The organism is Lacibacter sp., assembly GCF_035299325.1.
Lineage (GTDB): Bacteria > Bacteroidota > Bacteroidia > Chitinophagales > Chitinophagaceae > Lacibacter.
Map to the genome: position 1 here is coordinate 144,644 of NZ_DATGWT010000004.1, position 18,398 is coordinate 163,041.

At 41.1% G+C, this 18,398-nt stretch carries 12 protein-coding genes and 1 pseudogene; 8 read left to right on the forward strand and 5 right to left on the reverse strand.

Annotation, left to right across the window (positions count from 1 at the left end):
• Window positions 1-6 precede the first annotated feature (6 nt).
• From VK159_RS02440 to VK159_RS02450, 3 genes are all read left to right on the forward strand, one after another.
• Entirely contained in the window at window positions 7-543 is a 537-nt protein-coding gene (locus tag VK159_RS02440) for a 2'-5' RNA ligase family protein (protein ID WP_324228549.1), read from the forward strand.
• 112 nt (window positions 544-655) lie between these two features.
• Window positions 656-2,548: a CocE/NonD family hydrolase gene (locus tag VK159_RS02445; RefSeq protein WP_324228550.1), complete on the forward strand. Its 1,893-nt coding sequence runs from the start codon at window positions 656-658 to the stop codon at window positions 2,546-2,548.
• 43 nt (window positions 2,549-2,591) lie between these two features.
• Window positions 2,592-4,268 carry a beta-N-acetylhexosaminidase gene (locus VK159_RS02450; RefSeq protein ID WP_324228551.1) on the forward strand — a complete coding sequence of 559 codons (1,677 nt, stop codon included), beginning with the start codon at window positions 2,592-2,594 and terminating at the stop codon, window positions 4,266-4,268.
• A gap of 123 nt (window positions 4,269-4,391) precedes the next feature.
• On the opposite strand, the gene VK159_RS02455 is transcribed toward VK159_RS02450, so the two are convergent.
• The 5 genes from VK159_RS02455 to VK159_RS02475 form a co-directional block, all read right to left on the reverse strand.
• Window positions 4,392-5,519: a TlpA disulfide reductase family protein gene (locus tag VK159_RS02455; protein WP_324228552.1), complete on the reverse strand. Its 1,128-nt coding sequence runs from the start codon at window positions 5,517-5,519 to the stop codon at window positions 4,392-4,394.
• A 7-nt stretch (window positions 5,520-5,526) separates the two neighbouring features.
• Entirely contained in the window at window positions 5,527-6,624 is a 1,098-nt protein-coding gene (locus VK159_RS02460; RefSeq protein ID WP_324228553.1) for a TlpA disulfide reductase family protein, read from the reverse strand.
• Window positions 6,614-7,240: a bifunctional phosphoribosyl-AMP cyclohydrolase/phosphoribosyl-ATP diphosphatase HisIE gene (gene hisIE / locus VK159_RS02465; protein WP_414672814.1), complete on the reverse strand. Its 627-nt coding sequence runs from the start codon at window positions 7,238-7,240 to the stop codon at window positions 6,614-6,616. The genes VK159_RS02460 and hisIE overlap by 11 nt, the downstream gene beginning before the upstream one ends.
• Window positions 7,241-7,352: 112 nt before the next feature.
• Window positions 7,353-8,111, reverse strand: a complete 759-nt coding sequence (gene hisF / locus VK159_RS02470) for an imidazole glycerol phosphate synthase subunit HisF (protein ID WP_324228555.1) — start codon at window positions 8,109-8,111, stop codon at window positions 7,353-7,355.
• A 55-nt stretch (window positions 8,112-8,166) separates the two neighbouring features.
• A complete protein-coding gene (locus VK159_RS02475) occupies window positions 8,167-8,841 on the reverse strand; it encodes a C40 family peptidase (RefSeq protein ID WP_324228556.1) in 675 nt (224 codons plus the stop codon).
• A gap of 201 nt (window positions 8,842-9,042) precedes the next feature.
• Here VK159_RS02475 and dnaE point away from each other — a divergent pair, with 201 nt between their 5' ends.
• The 5 genes and pseudogenes from dnaE to VK159_RS02500 all read left to right on the forward strand — a co-directional run bounded on the left by dnaE (window position 9,043) and on the right by VK159_RS02500 (window position 18,395).
• Window positions 9,043-12,675 (forward strand): DNA polymerase III subunit alpha, encoded by a 3,633-nt coding sequence (dnaE, locus tag VK159_RS02480; RefSeq protein ID WP_324228557.1) that lies wholly within the window; start codon window positions 9,043-9,045, stop codon window positions 12,673-12,675.
• A 110-nt stretch (window positions 12,676-12,785) separates the two neighbouring features.
• A complete protein-coding gene (locus tag VK159_RS02485; RefSeq protein ID WP_324228558.1) occupies window positions 12,786-13,184 on the forward strand; it encodes an HYC_CC_PP family protein in 399 nt (132 codons plus the stop codon).
• Between the two features lie 94 nt (window positions 13,185-13,278).
• Complete coding sequence (locus VK159_RS02490; RefSeq protein WP_324228559.1) at window positions 13,279-13,830, forward strand: heavy metal-binding domain-containing protein; 552 nt, start codon at window positions 13,279-13,281, stop codon at window positions 13,828-13,830.
• A gap of 88 nt (window positions 13,831-13,918) precedes the next feature.
• Window positions 13,919-17,143, forward strand: a pseudogene (locus VK159_RS23730) (efflux RND transporter permease subunit).
• Complete coding sequence (locus tag VK159_RS02500) at window positions 17,130-18,395, forward strand: TolC family protein (protein ID WP_324228560.1); 1,266 nt, start codon at window positions 17,130-17,132, stop codon at window positions 18,393-18,395. The pseudogene VK159_RS23730 and the gene VK159_RS02500 overlap by 14 nt, the downstream one beginning before the upstream one ends.
• The last annotated feature ends 3 nt before the right edge of the window (window positions 18,396-18,398 follow it).

Sequence of the window (18,398 nt, forward strand, 5' to 3'; positions counted from 1 at the left end):
CATAGCATGTTTTACATCGCTGTTCTTTGTTCACCTGAGATCGACAAAAAAATACAGGCGTACAAATTATGGATGCGTGATCGTTTTGGCTGTACCGTTGCATTAAAATCGTCAGCACACATCACACTTATTCCTCCATTCTGGTTACACAATGAAAAAGAACAACAATTGATTGATACAATTCATTCATTTCAAACAACAATCCCCCCCTTTAACATCCATCTTCAGCAGTTCTCTCATTTCAGCAACCGGGTTATTTTTGCTGCAGTTGAAGAAAATCATCAATTAGGTAGTTTACGAAAAGCTGTGGAAGATCACTTTATGAAATCATTCCACGATGAAATAAAACCCGATGATCGTCCCTTTCATCCGCATGTTACCATTGCCAACAGGGATATAAAACCCGGCGACTTTATCAAAGCCTGGGATCATTTTAAAAGGCAACATTTTGATGAGCAATTTGAAGCATCTGCAATTTCGCTGCTCAAATTGAACCCCGGAAAATGGAATGTAATTGCCGAACAGATTTTTCAAATGGGGTGAACCCAGTAAGAACAGGCGGGTGACTCACCATGTGCAACCGATTGTACTGAATACATAACCGGCGAATAGGTGTCACTCAAATTCAATAACTTTCAAGCCTAAATCGTAAGGCATGAGAAAACTTGCATTCACAGTACTATCGCTGTTCCTTTTTTTATCACTCAGTTCACAAACATTAAACCAGCAGGATTCTGCTTGGATACGTGATAACTATACAAAGAAAGAGATCATGATCCCCATGCGGGATGGTATTAAACTGTTCACTGCTGTTTACACACCAAAGAATAACAGTGAAGCACATCCCATTTTAATGAATCGCACACCGTATTCCTGCGCACCTTATGGTGAAAATAATTTTCGTGCATTCTGGGATAACCAGTGGCGTTATTATATGCGTCGTAATTACATCATTGTTATACAGGATGTGCGTGGCCGCTGGATGAGTGAAGGCGAGTTTATGGATGTGCGTCCCTTCAACCCCAACAAAAAAGGAACTGAGTTTGATGAAGCAAGTGATACGTATGATGCGATTGAATGGTTGACAAAAAATATCCCGAATAATAATAAGAAGGTGGGCATCTTTGGCATTTCATATCCCGGTTTCTATTCCACCATTGCAGCCTTGAGTAATCATCCATCGCTTGTGGCAGTTAGTCCGCAGGCACCCGTTACCGATTGGTTTATGGGTGATGATTTTCATCATAATGGCGCTTTCTTTCAAATGGATGGATTTTCATTCTATTCATCTTTCGGCAAGCCACGTCCAAAACCAACAACAGTTGGTTCGCCGGGTTTTCAATTCCCTACAAGAGATGCTTATAAATTTTATTTAGAAGCCGGCTCCACAAAAAATCTTGCAACACTTATTGGCGATAGTATTGCTTTCTGGCATGAGATGTATAAACATCCTAACTATGATGATTGGTGGAAAGCCCGTAACATCCGCAACTTCGTCAATAATGTTCCAACGCATACAGCAACACTTGTTGTAGGTGGATTGTTTGATGCTGAAGATTGTTTTGGTGCATGGCGTACGTATGAAGCCATTGAAAAGAAAGCAAAGAATAACAACCGTATTGTGATGGGTCCATGGTATCATGGTCAATGGAGCAGAGGCGATGGAACCAGTTTAGGCAATGTAAAATTTGGGAGTAATACTTCTACTTATTATCAAAACGAAATTGAATTGCCTTTCTTCATGCATCATCTTGAAGGTAAAGCAAATATTGATCAACTTGCAGAAGCAACGATTTTCTTTACCGGCGAAAATCAATGGCGCAAGTTTACACAATGGCCTGCTGCCAATGTAAAAATGACGCCGATGTTCTTACAATCAAATGGTGGCTTAAGTTGGAACAAACCAACTTCTTCCAATAGTTCTTCAGAATATGTGAGCGATCCTGCAAAGCCTGTTCCATACACAGAAGATGTGCACTTCAGCAGAACCATTGCTTACATGACCGATGACCAGCGTTTTGCTAATCGCAGAACAGATGTACTTTCATTTCAAACAGAAATCTTAACAGAAGATATTACACTTGCAGGAACAGTGGTTGCTGATCTGCTCACAAGTATCTCTACAACTGATGCAGATTTTGTGGTGAAACTCATTGATGTATTTCCGAGTGACTTTTCCTATCCCGGCAATACATCAGCAGCTGGTCGCTTAGGTGGTGGAAGTTATCCAATGGGCGATTACCAGATGCTGGTGCGTGGCGAAGTAATGCGTGGACGTTTCCGCAACAGCTTTGAAATACCTGCTGCTTTTACACCTAACAAAGTAGAGAAAGTAAAATTTGAATTGCCTGATGTGGCACACACATTTAAAAAAGGGCATCGCATTATGATACAGATCCAAAGCAGTTGGTTCCCGTTAGTGGATCGCAACCCGCAACAGTTTGTAAATATTTATGAAGCAAATGCAAAAGACTATATCAAGAGTACAATCAAAATATGGCATGATGCAAAGAACGGATCAAACATTGTGTTACCTGTATTAAAGTAAAGTCAATCATTCATTATAACTCTTAACAAAATCAATCCAGCAGATGAAAAGGTTTTTATCGATCATGCTTGCCTGTTGTTCGCTAGTCGTTTCGGCACAGGAGATCAACATTATTCCACAACCATTCGAAGTGAAACAACCTCAGAAAGGAAGTTATACCTTGAAACAAAAGATCACATGGAGCAGTAACTTCCCCGATGGTGAGGGCACAAATGCTGTTACAAACTATCTTGCAGAATACTTAAAGAAGTATTACAACATTGAAGCAGTAAAAGCAAAAGGCGGCAAAGCTGATATTGTTTTTTCTTCAACCCGCATGCCTACGGGTGGTGCATTGGCTTATCGTTTGAACGTTAGCAAAAGCGGTATCCGCATTGAAGCAAATTTCGATGAGTCAGCTTTTCATGCCGTACAATCATTGATTCAATTGTTGCCTGTTCAACAAAACGGCACCGCTGCAATTCCTTATGTACAGATTTACGATAAAGCCCGTTTCGATTATCGTGGAATGCATCTCGATGTAGGTCGTCATTTTGAACCTGTTTCTTTTATCAAGAAATATATCGACTACCTCGCTTTACATAAGATCAATGTTTTTCATTGGCATTTAACAGAAGACCAGGGATGGCGCATTGAGATCAAAAAATATCCGGAGTTAACAACTATCGGCAGCAAACGTAATGGTACCATCATTGGCCGTTACCCCGGAAAAGGCAACGACAACAAACCTCATGAAGGTTATTATACACAGGAAGAAATTAAAGAGGTGGTAGCTTATGCAAAAAGCCGTTTTGTAGAAGTTGTTCCTGAAATAGAATTACCCGGTCATGGCAGTGCTGCTATTGCAGCGTATCCTTCGTTAAGCTGTTTTCCTAACCGTACAACAGAGATTCCGTTAAACATGGTTTCAATGAAAACGGTACAGGAAGCGCAAAAAGGCCGTGTGAAATTTGTACAGGAAACATGGGGCGTGTTTGATGATGTGTTCTGTGCAGGTAAAGATGAAACATTCAAGTTTCTTGAAAATGTGTTGGATGAAGTGATCACGATGTTCCCATCGAAGTATGTTCACATAGGAGGCGATGAGTGCCCCAAAACTCATTGGAAGCAATGTCCTAATTGCCAGAAGCGCATGAAAGAGCTGAAGCTGAAAGATGAACATGAACTGCAGAGTTATTTTATTCAGCGCATTGAAAAATATCTCAACGCCAAGGGTAAAACAATTATTGGTTGGGATGAAATTCTTGAGGGCGGACTTGCACCAAATGCACAGGTAATGAGCTGGCGTGGTGAAGCAGGTGGTATTGCTGCTGCAAAAGAAAATCATTATGTGATCATGACACCGGGCAGCCACATGTATTTCGATCATAAACAAACAGCTAATGAAGATTCAGTAACAATTGGTGGTTTTACAACGGTGCAAAAAGTATATACTTACGAACCAATTCCAAAAGAATTACCTGAATCGCAGTGGAAGTTTGTGCGTGGTGCGCAAGCTAATGTTTGGACCGAATACATGAACAACAGCAGTAAAATTGAATACATGATCTTCCCACGTATGGCTGCATTGAGTGAAGTATTATGGACAGCAAAAGAAAAAAGAAACGCTGCTGATTTTGAAAAGCGTTTGCTTGTTCAGTTTAAACGCTACGACATGTGGGGAGCGAATTACAGTAAAGCGTACTTTGATCCGAAGTCAACTGTAGAAGCAAAAAAATAATTGTACAAGGCACAAGAAAGAAATCTAGATACAAGGTCCAACTAAAAAAAAGCCCAAGCTCGTTTACGAACTTGGGCTTTTCTCTTATATGTTGGTACTTCTTGAACCTCTTGCCTTTGAAGTTTATTTCAAAATTTCTTCCAGCTTTTTCTCCAATGCCTCCCCTCTTAAATTTCGTGCAATCACCACGCCATTCGGATCGAGTAACATGTTAAATGGAATACCTAAAATGCCAAACTGTTGCGAAGCTGCATTTTCCCAACCTTTCATATCACCAACCTGTGGCCAGGTATATTTATCATCTTTAATTGCTTTCAACCATTTGTCTTTGCTTTGATCGAGCGATACGCCGAATATTTCAAAGTTCTTCGGCTTATACTTTTCGTATGCCTTTACAAGATTGGGGCTTTCTGCCCTGCAAGGCCCGCACCAGCTTGCCCAAAAATCAACCAACACATACTTGCCACGAAGCGACGAAAGTGAAATATTTTTTCCATCAGCAGTAGGCTGTATAAAATCAGCTGCAACTACGCCTACCATTGATTTCTTTCCAATGTTGATACTTTCCTGCAATTGCTTTCCCTTTTCTGAAGCACGCAGGTTTTCATTCAACAACAAGAACAATGGTTCTGCTTTTGCTGCATCCATATCGAAACCCAAAGCCTGCTCTGTCATGTATAATGAAACAGGTGAGGCAGGGTTATTTTTTACAAATTTCAACTGCTCTGCATAGATCAGATCCTGGTGAACCCTGAACATTTCCATCAGCTGATTAGCTGCTGTGCTGTTTTTCGCTTTATTGTATTCATAATACACATCACCGATCTTATCTTCCAGTTCCTTTAATGATTTTGTTTGCTGTTGATATTTGTAATAATCATTTACAATAGCTGAACCTTTAACTTCCGCTTCGCTCAACCATGTTTTCGAAACGATCGTAATAGTTCCTGCATCAAGAAAAAAAGTAAGATTGCTACGGCGATACTCGGTCATATCAAATCCTTTACCTGCAGGTGGGTTTGCTTCCTGCAACATCAGGGTGGCCATCACCGGCTCATCGATCTCACCACTAATGGTGAACTTTCCGTTTTCAACTTTTGCTTCTTCTGCTCCATTCCCATTATTCCAGCTCAGCAAAACATTGTATTTTTTCGTTGCAGGCGGTAATGTACCGCTTACTGTAAATTTCTTTTCCTGTGCTGTTGCATTTACAAAAGCAAATACAAGCACAATCAACAACAATTTTTTCATGCTTACTTTATTTGAACAATTCTTCTAAACGTACCAGTAGTTCTTCTCCACGAAGGTTCTTGCCAATAATTTTTCCATCAGGGGCAATGAGAAGATTTTGTGGAATAGACGTGATCTTATAAATACGGGCTGCTTCGTTACTCCAGAATTTCAGATCGCTTACCTGCGTCCATGCTAACCCATCCTGTGCAATAGCTTCTAACCATTTACTGCGGTCACGGTCAAGCGAAACGCCCAACACGGTAAAATTCTTTTCTTTGAATTTATGAAAGGCTGCAACAAGATTAGGATTCTCCATACGGCAAGGTCCGCACCAACTCGCCCAAAAATCAACCAATACATATTTGCCACGAAACGATTGGAGTGATATTGGATTACCCGATGTATCAGCCTGTGTAAAATCAATTGCTTCGGTACCAATTGCACCGATCTTATTTTCTTTTACAATTCCTCCCACCATGCGGCCATAGAAACTTTTTTGTGCTGTTTCAGAAAGCTTTGCATAATTAGAATCCAACACGTCAGCCTGTTGAAATACACTATAGATCACATACAGTAACAAAGGTGTTACCGGCGATTGATTATTTTTCAGAATATACGTATCGGCAGAACTGTTAATCTCGGTTACAAGATTGCGCACAAGATTGTAAATAGAATCCTGTTTGCTTTGCATGGCAGGGTTCTGCAATTGCTTACCATAGCCATCGAGTTTCATAAAATAAGGGTCGAACTGCTGACGAAAACGTACAAACTCATAATTCGTTTTCGATCCGTTCACTACAGCTTTCTGCAAAGAATCAACATGCGCATTAACAGTTACGACAGATGGATCGAGAAAAATGCCAAGGTTCTGTTTACCCCCTTCAACGCTTAACACATAGAGCGCTGTTTCAGTAATATTGCCTTTCAGTTCAAACTTTCCTTTCTTAACGGTTGATTCAGCAAGCGCTTCAGTGTCCTGCCCATCCATGCGCAAACTTACCTTTGCATTTTCCTTTGCACCCCTGATCGTTCCTTTGATCTGAAATGGCTGTTGTGCCTGCAGTTGCAGTGCAACACTCATCAACAAACATATCGTTACAATAAACTTCATATTAATCTGCATGCGAATGACGTTGTTTCAGTACGTAGATCACATCCTGCAAAGAAACATTTTTCGCCCTTAATAAAACGATAAAATGGAAGAGCAGATCTGCTCCTTCGTTTAAGAAAAGCTCCTCGTTATTATCTTTTGCTTCAATAATAATTTCGGTTGCTTCCTCTCCTACTTTCTGTGCAATTTTATTGATGCCTTTATCGAACAGGCTCTTTACATAGCTTTTGCCATCGGTACTTTTCCTGCGTAATTCGATGATCTCTTCTAAATACGATAAAAAGTCGTCGCTGTGATTTTTTTCGCTCCAGCAAGTATCTGCACCGGTATGACAGGTTGGTCCCGCAGGCTCAGCTTTGATGAGCAATGTGTCCTGGTCACAATCGAGTAACACCTGTTTTACTGATAAAAAGTTGCCGCTTTCTTCACCCTTTGTCCATAACCGTTGTTTGCTGCGGCTGTAAAACGTAACCTTTCCTGTTTCTTCCGTTTTAATAAATGCATCGTTATTCATAAAACCAAGCATCAATACTTTACTGGTTTTATAATCCTGGATGATGGCTGGTAACAGTCCGTCGTGGTATTTCGAAAAATCTGGTTTCAACGTAGTTGATTTTTTATTTTTTATTTGATAGAAACACTGATGACGCTGATTTAAAAAGATACAACCGATCAAAATCAAATCCGTTTCATCTGCACTTTCCGTGTTATTTGTGACTCTATTTTGTTGCTCCGCAAAGCTAAATCCTTACTGCAACATTTCTCTCCTTCAAATAAGCTTTCAGGTCAGCAATTTCAATTTCTTTAAAATGAAAAATACTGGCCGCTAATCCTGCATCGGCATAAGCCAGTTCAAAAACATCTGCAAAATGCTGCATTGTTCCTGCACCACCACTGGCAATTACCGGAATTGGTAACTCAACCGACAGTTTCTTGGTAATATCCAATGCAAACCCCTGTTTGGTGCCATCGTTGTTCATGCTGGTGAGCAATATTTCACCTGCCCCCAGATCAACACCCTGCCGTGCCCAGTCCACACATTTCATATCGGTTTTGGTGCGGCCACCATTCAGGTACACATACCATTCGCCGTCTTCTTCTTTCTTGGTATCGATTGCCAATACACAACATTGACTGCCTGCAGCCAATGCAATATCATTGATGAGTTGAGGATTTTTAAAAGCCGCTGTATTTACACTTACTTTATCAGCACCGGAATTGAGCAGTACGCTCATATCTTCCACGGTGCTGATGCCACCACCAACCGTAAACGGAATGTTCACATGTCGGGCTATACGTTTCACCAGTTCGCTTAAAGTTTTGCGCTTCTCAACTGTTGCAGTAATATCAAGGAAAACCAGTTCGTCGGCCCCTTGCTGAGCATACAAAGCACCCAGTTCAACGGGGTCGCCTGCATCACGCAGGTCAACAAAGTTGGTACCCTTTACCGTGCGGCCATCTTTTATATCTAAACAGGGAATAATTCGTTTCGTCAACATAAAATAAAAAAGGCTTCAAGTTAAGTTGAAGCCAAGCTCTTTGCAAAGATAATGCTTATGGTTTGGGTGAACTATTTTGTAATACCCGCCCTGCCCCCAGCAGTTTCCGGCTCCAGTAGGTTTCGTTCAGATCACTGATCATAACCCCGCCCGATGTGGATGCATGCACAAACTTATTATTATGCAGGTACACACCCACATGCGATACTCCCCCACGTGTATTGAAAAATATAAGATCACCTTCTTTCAAATCGTCCATTGGTATCCAGGAAGCTGCTTCTTTCTGCTCACGGGCTGTGCGTGGCAACTGCATGGCAAAAACACCCATCATTAAAGTTTGTACAAAAGCAGAGCAGTCGATCCCTTTTTGGGTGGTACCGCCCAAACGGTAAGGCGTACCCCACCAGTTATCGATCAGCTCGTATAAGGATTTATTCTGGATGGTTTCTACCGGCACATCCAGACGGATGGCATATTTGAACTGAGAGAGCGAAAATAATTCGAGTGATGAGCTGTAAGTAGCAACATCCTTTGTTTGAAAAATACTTGCCTGCTGGGTTGATGTTGAGGAGCCGGTGCGTACACGTTTGTATTCAGGTCGCACCTCATTTTTTTCTTCAACTGTTGTTGATGCGGTTGAAGTTTGTTTCGGCTGAAACGCATTCTTTACCGCACTGCAACTGGTGAGCAGTAGTATGGCAGACAGATATGTAAGCAAATGTCTAATCATGGTATTGAATTTTTCCAACGGCGCAAAAGTACCGATGCAGCCCCTTTTTAGCAAGAAACGAGCCAAATCGTCTATCCGTTAAAGATAGTTATTGAGGGCTTGCTGACAAATTTTCACCTGTTGTTTTATCTAAAACGCTCATTTTGTGGATTTCTTATTCACTTTTTTTCGATTCAGAACAACGAAATTTGACGCCTGACTATGAGCAAATTTTCGCATTTACACGTTCACACTCAATATTCTCTGCTCGATGGAGCCGCTTCCATCGGTTCATTATACAACAAAGCCATCACTGACGGCATGCCTGCGTTGGCCATTACTGATCATGGAAACATGTTTGGTGCCTTCCAGTTTGTGGCCGAAGCCTACAAACATAAAAATGAAGATGGCTCACTAAAAGTGAAGCCCGTTGTTGGCTGCGAATTTTATTTAACCGAGAACAGGCATATAAAAAACTTCAGCAAAGAACAGCGTGATCATCGTTACCACCAGGTGCTGCTCGCAAAAAATGAACAGGGCTATAAGAATTTGGTGAAGCTTACATCGCTTGGTTTTATTGAAGGCATGTACAGCAAGTACCCACGCATTGATAAAGAACTGATTCATAAATATCATGAAGGATTAATTGCTACCACCTGCTGCCTTGGAGCCATGGTGCCGCAGATGATCCTGAATAAGAGTGAAGAAGATGCAGAGAATGAATTCAAGTGGTGGCTGAATATTTTTCAGAAAGATTATTACGTAGAGGTACAGCGGCATGGCATGGCTGAGCAGGATAGAGTAAACGCTGTATTGCTGAAGTTTGCAAAGAAGTACAATGTAAAAGTGATCGCCAGTAATGATTCGCATTATGTTGATCAAACCGATTTTAATGCCCACGATATTTTGTTGTGCATCAACACCGGTGAAAAACAAAGCACACCTGCCCTGCGTGAGTTTTCTGATGATGATGTGAATGTAAAGAACAAACGCTTTGCATTTCCTAACGATCAATTCTATTTCAAGACAACAGCAGAAATGAAAAAGGTATTTGAAGATGTACCTGAAGCCATCGACAATACCAATGAGATCGTTGACAAGATCGAAGTACTGAATCTCAAGAAAGATATTTTGCTCCCCGCCTTTCCGATTCCGAAAGAATTCCAGGTGCATGATGATGCGAATCTGAACCAGTGGGAATTTTTAAAACATCTTACTTATATCGGTGCAAAAGATCGTTATCATGAAATAGAAGAAACCACAAGAGAGCGCATCGACTTTGAATTATTCACCATTAAAACAATGGGCTTTGCCGGTTACTTCTTAATTGTAAGTGATTTCATTAAAGCTGGTCGTGATATGGGTGTGTTTGTTGGGCCCGGTCGTGGTTCAGCAGCAGGTAGTGTGGTGGCTTATTGTATTGGTATCACCAATATCGATCCCATCAAATACAATTTGCTGTTTGAGCGTTTCTTAAATCCTGATCGTAAATCAATGCCGGATATTGATACGGACTTTGATGATGAAGGACGACAAAAAGTAATTGACTATGTAGTTGATAAATATGGAAAGGCACAGGTGGCACAGATCATCACCTATGGTACCATGGCTGCTAAAAGTAGTATTGCCGATGTTGCCCGTGTAATGGATCTTCCATTGGCAGAGAGCCGTGCATTATCGAAATTAGTTCCTGAACGTCCTGGTGTTTCTTTGAAACGTGTGTTGCATGCGCCCTTCACCGGTGAAAAAAGTTTAGCAGAAAAAGAAGCCTTTGGTCCGGATGAATTGGAGATGGTAAAAAAAATCCGCCAGGTTTATGCCGGCGATGATCTGCCATCAAGAATTTTGCACGAAGCAGAAATCTTGGAAGGTTCTGTTCGTAACACGGGCATTCACGCCGCAGGTATCATCATTGCACCAAGAGACTTAACAGATCTCATCCCGGTTTGTACATCAAAAGAATCGGAACTCTGGTTAACACAAATTGAAGGAAGTGTAATTGAAGATGCAGGTGTAATCAAGATGGACTTTCTTGGTTTAAAAACACTCAGCATCTTAAAGAATGCATTGCAGCTCATCAAACAAAATCACGGCGTTGAAATTGATATTGATACCATTCCGTTAGATGACGCAAAAACATTTGAACTCTATCAACATGGTTCAACCATCGGTACATTCCAGTTTGAAAGTGTGGGCATGCAAAAATACCTGCGTGAATTAAAGCCCGATCAGTTTGGTGATTTGATTGCGATGAACGCTTTGTATCGTCCCGGTCCTATCGCATACATCCCCAACTTTATTGATCGTAAACATGGTAAGGAAGCCATCAGTTATGATCTTCCTGAAATGGAAGAATACCTTGATGAAACCTATGGTATTACTGTTTACCAGGAACAGGTAATGTTGCTGGCCCAAAAACTAGGCGGCTTTAGCAAAGGTGATGCGGATGTTTTGCGCAAAGCCATGGGTAAAAAGCAAAAGGCTGTACTCGATAAAATGAAAAAGCAGTTTATTGATGGTGCTTCTGCCAAAGGACACCCTGCTGATAAACTTGAAAAAATATGGACCGACTGGGAAGCATTTGCTCAATATGCTTTCAACAAATCGCACTCTACCTGCTATGCATTTGTTGCTTATCAAACAGCTTATTTAAAAGCACACTATCCCGGTGAATACATGAGTGCTGTGTTGAACAACGCCGGCGCTATTGAAAAGATCACCTTCTTTATGGAAGAGTGTAAACGCATGGGCATTAAAGTACTTGGCCCTGATATTAATGAATCACAAAATGGTTTTGCCGTGAACAAAGCGGGTGAGATACGTTTTGGTTTAGGTGGATTAAAAGGTGTGGGTGAAGCAGCGATCGATAGTATTATTGAAGAACGTGAAAAGAAAGGTCCTTATAAAGATGTGTTTGATTTTATCAAACGTGTGAATCAGCGTACGGTTAATAAAAAATCATTGGAAAGCCTGGTGTATGGTGGTGCATTTGATTGCTTCAAAGAATACCATCGTGCACAATATTTTCATGTAATGCCGGGAGATACGGTGAATACATTGGAACGTATCATCAACTTCGGCAACCGTTTCCAGGCAAATGTGCAAAGCAATACCAACACCTTGTTTGGTGAAAGCATGATGATGGAAATTCCTACACCCAAAATTGTGAACTGTGAAGAGTGGACATTAACAGAAAAACTCGATCATGAAAAAGAGATCACAGGTATCTTCATCAGTGGTCACCCGTTAGATCATTTCAAATTTGAGATGCAGCATTACAAAATCACACCACTTAGTGATTTCAATGAATTTAAAGAAGCCATCCTTTTACATGCAAATCCATTCCAGACATTCCGTTTGGCGGGTTTGGTTACTGCACACAACCAACGTGTAACAAAAACAGGCAAGCAGTTTGGTATTTGTATGATCGAAGATTATACAGGTAATACTGAGTTTGCATTGTTTGGCGAAGACTTTGTAAAATTCAAAGATCACTTTACGCCTGGCGCTGTTGTGTTCATCACCGGTGTATTCAAAACACGCTGGAACAAAGACGATGATTTTGAATTCAAGATCAACCAGGTATTGCTACTTGAAACAGTAAAACGCACGATGACCAAACAACTCATTGTTGATATTGAACCCCGTTTCCTTACTGAAGAGATGGTCAACTTTATGGAGACGAACGTAAAGAAGAATCCCGGCAAGAGTAATCTCAAATTCAACTTATACGAGCCGAAAGACAATTGGAAAGTAGGTATGTACACAGTGGAGAAAGGGTTTGAGATGAATGACGAGATGGCATTGTTCCTGCTGGATAAACCGGAATTGAATGTTACTGTTGTAACAGCATAAATATTGTGCAGATGAATAAACCAGGTCAAGGCGAAAATTTAAGCTAACTGATTATTGTCAGTACATTTTCATACTTATTCGGAATAAATCTTATTACTTTCGCTTAACAGATGAAAAAGCTCGTAATAGCCATATTATCTTTTCTCTACATCAGCACCTCAAGTGGGGCCACTTTGCAAATGCATTATTGCATGGACAAACTGGTTGACTGGAGCATTGGTCATAACGATGGGAAGAACACCTGCAATAATTGCGGGATGGAAAAAGATGGCAAGGGCAAGAATGATTGCTGCAAAGACGAACAAAAGCAATTGAAGATCGAAAAAGATCAGAAAGCTGCAACTGCATTTCAATTCACGCTTTCATTGGCAACAGCCTTACCTGTATCTTATCCTGTTTACAACTTATCAAGCATCGCTTCTGTAACAGAAGAATTCCCGTTAAGCAATGCGCCTCCCCGAAGTTCTCAGACGGCTGTCTATATCCGTAACTGCACATTCCGTATTTAAATTCTTTCCGTTTGTATAAGCCGGGCAATTGTATTGCCGGGCTATTGGTATTTCCATATACCTCTTCTTATTCTTCACATTAAAAACAACAAACATGAAAACGTTTCAATTACTGTTGATGGCAGTATTCACCATCGTTTCTGTAAACATAGTTGCGCAGGAAAAAGCAGGCAAAAAAGATAAAGGATCTCACCCCACATTATATACCTGCCCAATGCATGATTCTGTTGCTGCAAAGAAACCTGGCAACTGTCCGGTTTGCGGCATGAAGCTGGAGCTTTCTAAAAAAGAGCAGATGAAGAAAGACGTAACAAAAAGTTACAGCTGTCCGATGCATGCCGATGTTACCAGCGATAAGCCCGGCAAGTGTCCAAAATGCGGAATGGATCTGAACAAGTCGAAAAAAGAACAAATGAAAACAGAAGTAACAAAAAGTTACAGCTGTCCTATGCATGCAGATGTTACAAGTGATAAACCCGGCAAGTGCAGCAAATGTGGAATGGACCTGGTGAAAGCAAAAGAAAAAACAAAAACAGAAGTTGCAAAAACATATGTATGCCCGATGCATGCAGATGTTACAAGCGACAAGCCCGGTAAATGCAGCAAATGCGGAATGGACCTGAAGAAGAAAGAGCACAAGCATTGATCAGTTCAAAAAAGAACAGGATGTTGAAGAGTGCGACGCAACAAAAGGTGAATAGCACCACTTCAGCCGGATACAAAAAATAAAAAATATGGTTCGAAAATTAATTGAACTGGCCTTACGTAACAGGCTTGTTGTATTGTTGGTAGCAGCAGGCCTGTTTGCCTACGGCATTTACTCGATCAACAAAAATCCGATCGATGCGATTCCTGATTTGAGTGAAAACCAGGTGATCGTTTTTACGGAATGGATGGGACGTAGTCCACAGGTAATTGAAGACCAGGTTACGTATCCATTGGTGAGTAACCTGCAAGGCATTCCGAAAATTAAAAACATCCGAGGCTCGTCGATGTTCGGGATGAGTTTTGTGTATGTAATTTTTGAAGACAATGTTGATATCTATTGGGCGAGAACAAGAGTTTTGGAGCGTTTGAATTTTGCACAACGATTATTGCCGCAAGGTGTAACACCTTCGCTTGGCCCTGATGGAACAGGTGTTGGTCATATTTACTGGTATCATCTGGATGCACCCAAAATGGATTTAGGTGAACAACGTGCATTGCAGGATTGGTACATCAAATTCGCTTTGCAAACAGTACCCGGTGTTGCCGAAGTAGCATCGTTTGGAGGATTTGAAAAACAGTATCAACTCGTAATTGATCCGGTGAAGTTGCAGTATTACAATATTTCCCTGATGGATGTAATGAACAAAGTGAAGAGCAACAACAATGATGTGGGCGGACGGAAATTTGAAATGGCAGACATGGCTTATATCATTCGTGGATTAGGCTATATCAAAAACATAACGGATGTAGAAAATATTGCACTCACAAACTACAATGGCATCCCTGTTCGTGTAAAAGATATTGGTTCCGTGCAAATGGGTGGCGACTTACGTCTCGGCATTTTTGATATGGATGGGAAAGGTGAAGTGGTAGGTGGCATTGTAGTGATGCGTTACAATGAGAACGCCAATAAAGTAATTGCCGCAGTAAAAGAGAAGATGAAGGAAGTAGAAAAGGGATTGCCTGACGGTGTCACTTTTAAAACTTCATACGACCGCAGCACATTAATTCAGGAAGCAGTTGAATCGGTAAAAGGCACTTTGATCGAAGAGATGATCGCCGTATCAATTGTTGTACTGCTCTTTCTTTTTCATTGGCGAAGTGCAGTTATCATTCTTATTCAATTACCCATTTCAGTTGCAGCAGGTTTTATTTTCCTGGAAATGTTTGGCATCTCATCGAACATCATGTCGCTCACAGGTATTGCATTGGCCATTGGTGTAGTGGTTGATGATGGTATTGTGATGGTGGAAAATGCCTACCGGCATATCAGTGAAGCACAACTCGCAAAAGAAAACGCAATAGACAACAGACAATAAGCAAACCACATGAAACTATTTAAGCAACATAAAGATCCTTTAACGGCGGCTGAAAAGATGGAGATCATCGAACGTTCGTCGAAACAGGTTGGGCCGGGTGTTTTCTATTCAACCATCATTGTGGTAGCATCTTTTCTTCCCGTGTTTTTATTAACCGGTATGGAAGGAAAACTCTTTCATCCGCTGGCTTGGACAAAAACATTTATCCTGTTAATTGATGCGGTACTCGCCATTACGTTGATGCCCGTATTGATCTCCTTTTTTCTGAAAGGCAGATTAAAACCCGAAAGCGCAAACCCCATCACCAGAACTTTAGAAAAAATCTATACGCCCATTTTAAAATGGTGTTTGAGATGGCGCAAAACAACTATCGCTATTAATCTGATTGCATTGGCGGTTGGTATTATTATGATGACGAGACTGGGTTCTGAATTTATGCCGCCGTTAGATGAAGGTTCTTTATTGTTCATGCCAGTTACATTGCCGGATGTTTCTAATTCGGAAGCAAAACGCCTATTGCAGGTGCAGGACAAATTGATTCGTACAGTTCCGGAAGTAGCACATGTGTTGGGCAAGGCGGGCCGTGCAAATACTGCAACAGACAACTCTCCTATCAGTATGATCGAAACCATTATTCTCTTGAAACCAAAAAGTGAATGGCGGAATAACATGACCAAAGATGCGATCATCAATGAACTGAATGCGAAAATGCAAATACCGGGTGTTACAAATGGATGGACACAACCCATCATCAACCGCATCAATATGCTTTCAACAGGCATACGTACTGATGTGGGATTGAAAGTATACGGACAAAATCTCGACAGCATTTATGCATTTGCACAAACCATCAAGCGACAACTGGAAGGAATTGATGGCGTGAAAGATCTGTATGTTGAACCAATCACCGGTGGTAAATACATTGACATTGCAGTGAAGCGTGAAGAGATCGGACGATATGGTTTAAGTGTTGATGATGTAAATCTTGTAATTGAAAGTGCATTGGGCGGTATGAAACTTACGACTACCGTTGAAGGTCGTCAACGCTTTTCAGTGAATGCACGATACGGACAGGATTTCCGTAACAACCTCGAAGCATTAAAACGTTTGCAGGTGCAAACGATGGACTTCGGTCCCATTCCTTTAGAAGCAGTAGCCGATATAAAATTGAGTGATGGTCCGCCGATGATCAATTCAGAAAATGCAATGTTGAGAGGAACAGTTTTGTTCAATGTGCGTGAGCGTGATTTAGGAAGCACTGTAAAAGAAGCACAGGAACGATTGAACCAGATGATCACGAAATTACCCAAAGGATATTTTTTAGAATGGAGTGGCCAATGGGAAAATCAAATCCGTGCAAACCAAACATTAAAAACCATTTTGCCTATCGTACTCATCATCATATTCATGGTACTGTACTTCACGTATCATTCCTTTAAAGAAGCAGCAGTCACCATGCTCACTGTTCCATTTGCATTGATCGGCGGTGTATTTATGGTGTATTTCTATGGCATTAATTTGTCAGTAGCTGTTGCTGTTGGTTTTATTGCGCTGTTTGGAATGGCGATTGAAACAGCCATGCTGATGACCATCTATCTCAACGAAGCCATGCAGAACATGGTGGCCAAACATGGTAACAGCAAAGCAACCATTACACCCGCCATCATCCGTGAATTTGTTATTGAAGGATCGGCAAAACGATTACGTCCCAAGCTGATGACGGTATCAGTTGGACTATTTGGCTTATTCCCTATTCTTTGGGCAACCGGTGTGGGCAGCGATATCATGCGACCGATCACCATTCCTTTGATTGGCGGAACCATTTCATCCACCATCTATGTATTGCTCATCACGCCTGTGATTTTTGAAATGATAAAGGAACGTGAATTAAAACGTAACGGTAAAATTGAATTGATCGATGTTAAAGAATAAACTACTTCCGGTAATGTTTGCCCTTGCTGCACTCAACAGCAACGCTCAAACAATAAAACTCGATGCCATCATTGACAGCATCACTGTATCGCATCCTGTTGTAAGAATGTACAACAACGAGATCCGTTCAATGGATGAAGCGGCGAAAGGTGCAAGGAGCTGGATGCCACCGGAGTTCAGCAGTGGTTTATGGATGACTCCTTATAACCCATCTCGTTGGAAAAAAATGGATGACGGCATGGGAGGCCTTAAAGAAGGTATGGGTCAATACATGATCGGAGGGCAACAGATGTTTCCCAACAAACAAAAACAAAGTGCAGATGCGAAGTATATGGAAGCGATGTCCTCTGTTGAAAAAGAAAAAAAGAATGCTACGCTGAATGAACTGATTAATGATGCCAAACAGCTTTACTACGAATGGATCATTTTAAAAAAGAAACTTGCTATTCTTGATCAGAACGAGAAGCTACTCGAGTTCATGATCAAAAATGCAGAAATCCGTTATAAGAATGGATTGGAGAAAATCAGTGCCTACTACAAAGCCAAAGCTGCATTGGGCAATGTGCAGAATATGCGATTGATGTTTGAAAGCGATATTAAAGAAAAACGGATCCGCATCAACTCCCTGATGGGTCGTAATGCCATGATCAATTTTGATATTGACACCACTTTTCAATTGAATGATTATTCATCGATGGTATTCGACAGCACTCTCCTCTACAACAACCGTAGTGACCTGAAAGCAATTGATAAAAACATTACACTTACCTGGCTGAAACAGGAAACAGAAAGACAAAGTCTGAAACCGCAATTCGGTATTCGATACGAGCACATGTTTGGTTTTGGCGGATTGCCCATGCAGTTTTCATTGATGGGCATGATGAAGCTTCCGCTTACCAAATGGTCGTCGAAAATGAGCAAGGCAAATGTTGAGAGCTTGAAATGGAAAGCAAGTGCATTGCAATCGCAAAAAGAAATGATGCTGAATGAATACAGCGGCATGGCCTATGGCATGCGTAATGAACTGGAGCTAAAACGAAAACAATTGAAGCTGTACGATGACAACATTATTCCTGCCTTAAAGAATAATTACAAAACCATGCAGCTGGGTTATGAACAGAACACCGAAGAACTCTTTATGCTCTATGATGCATGGGAAACATTGTACATGACTCAACTGGAATACACTGAGTTACTCAACCAGGCATTGAAACTGCAGGTAACGATTGAACGGTTGATTGAAAAAAAGTAACAG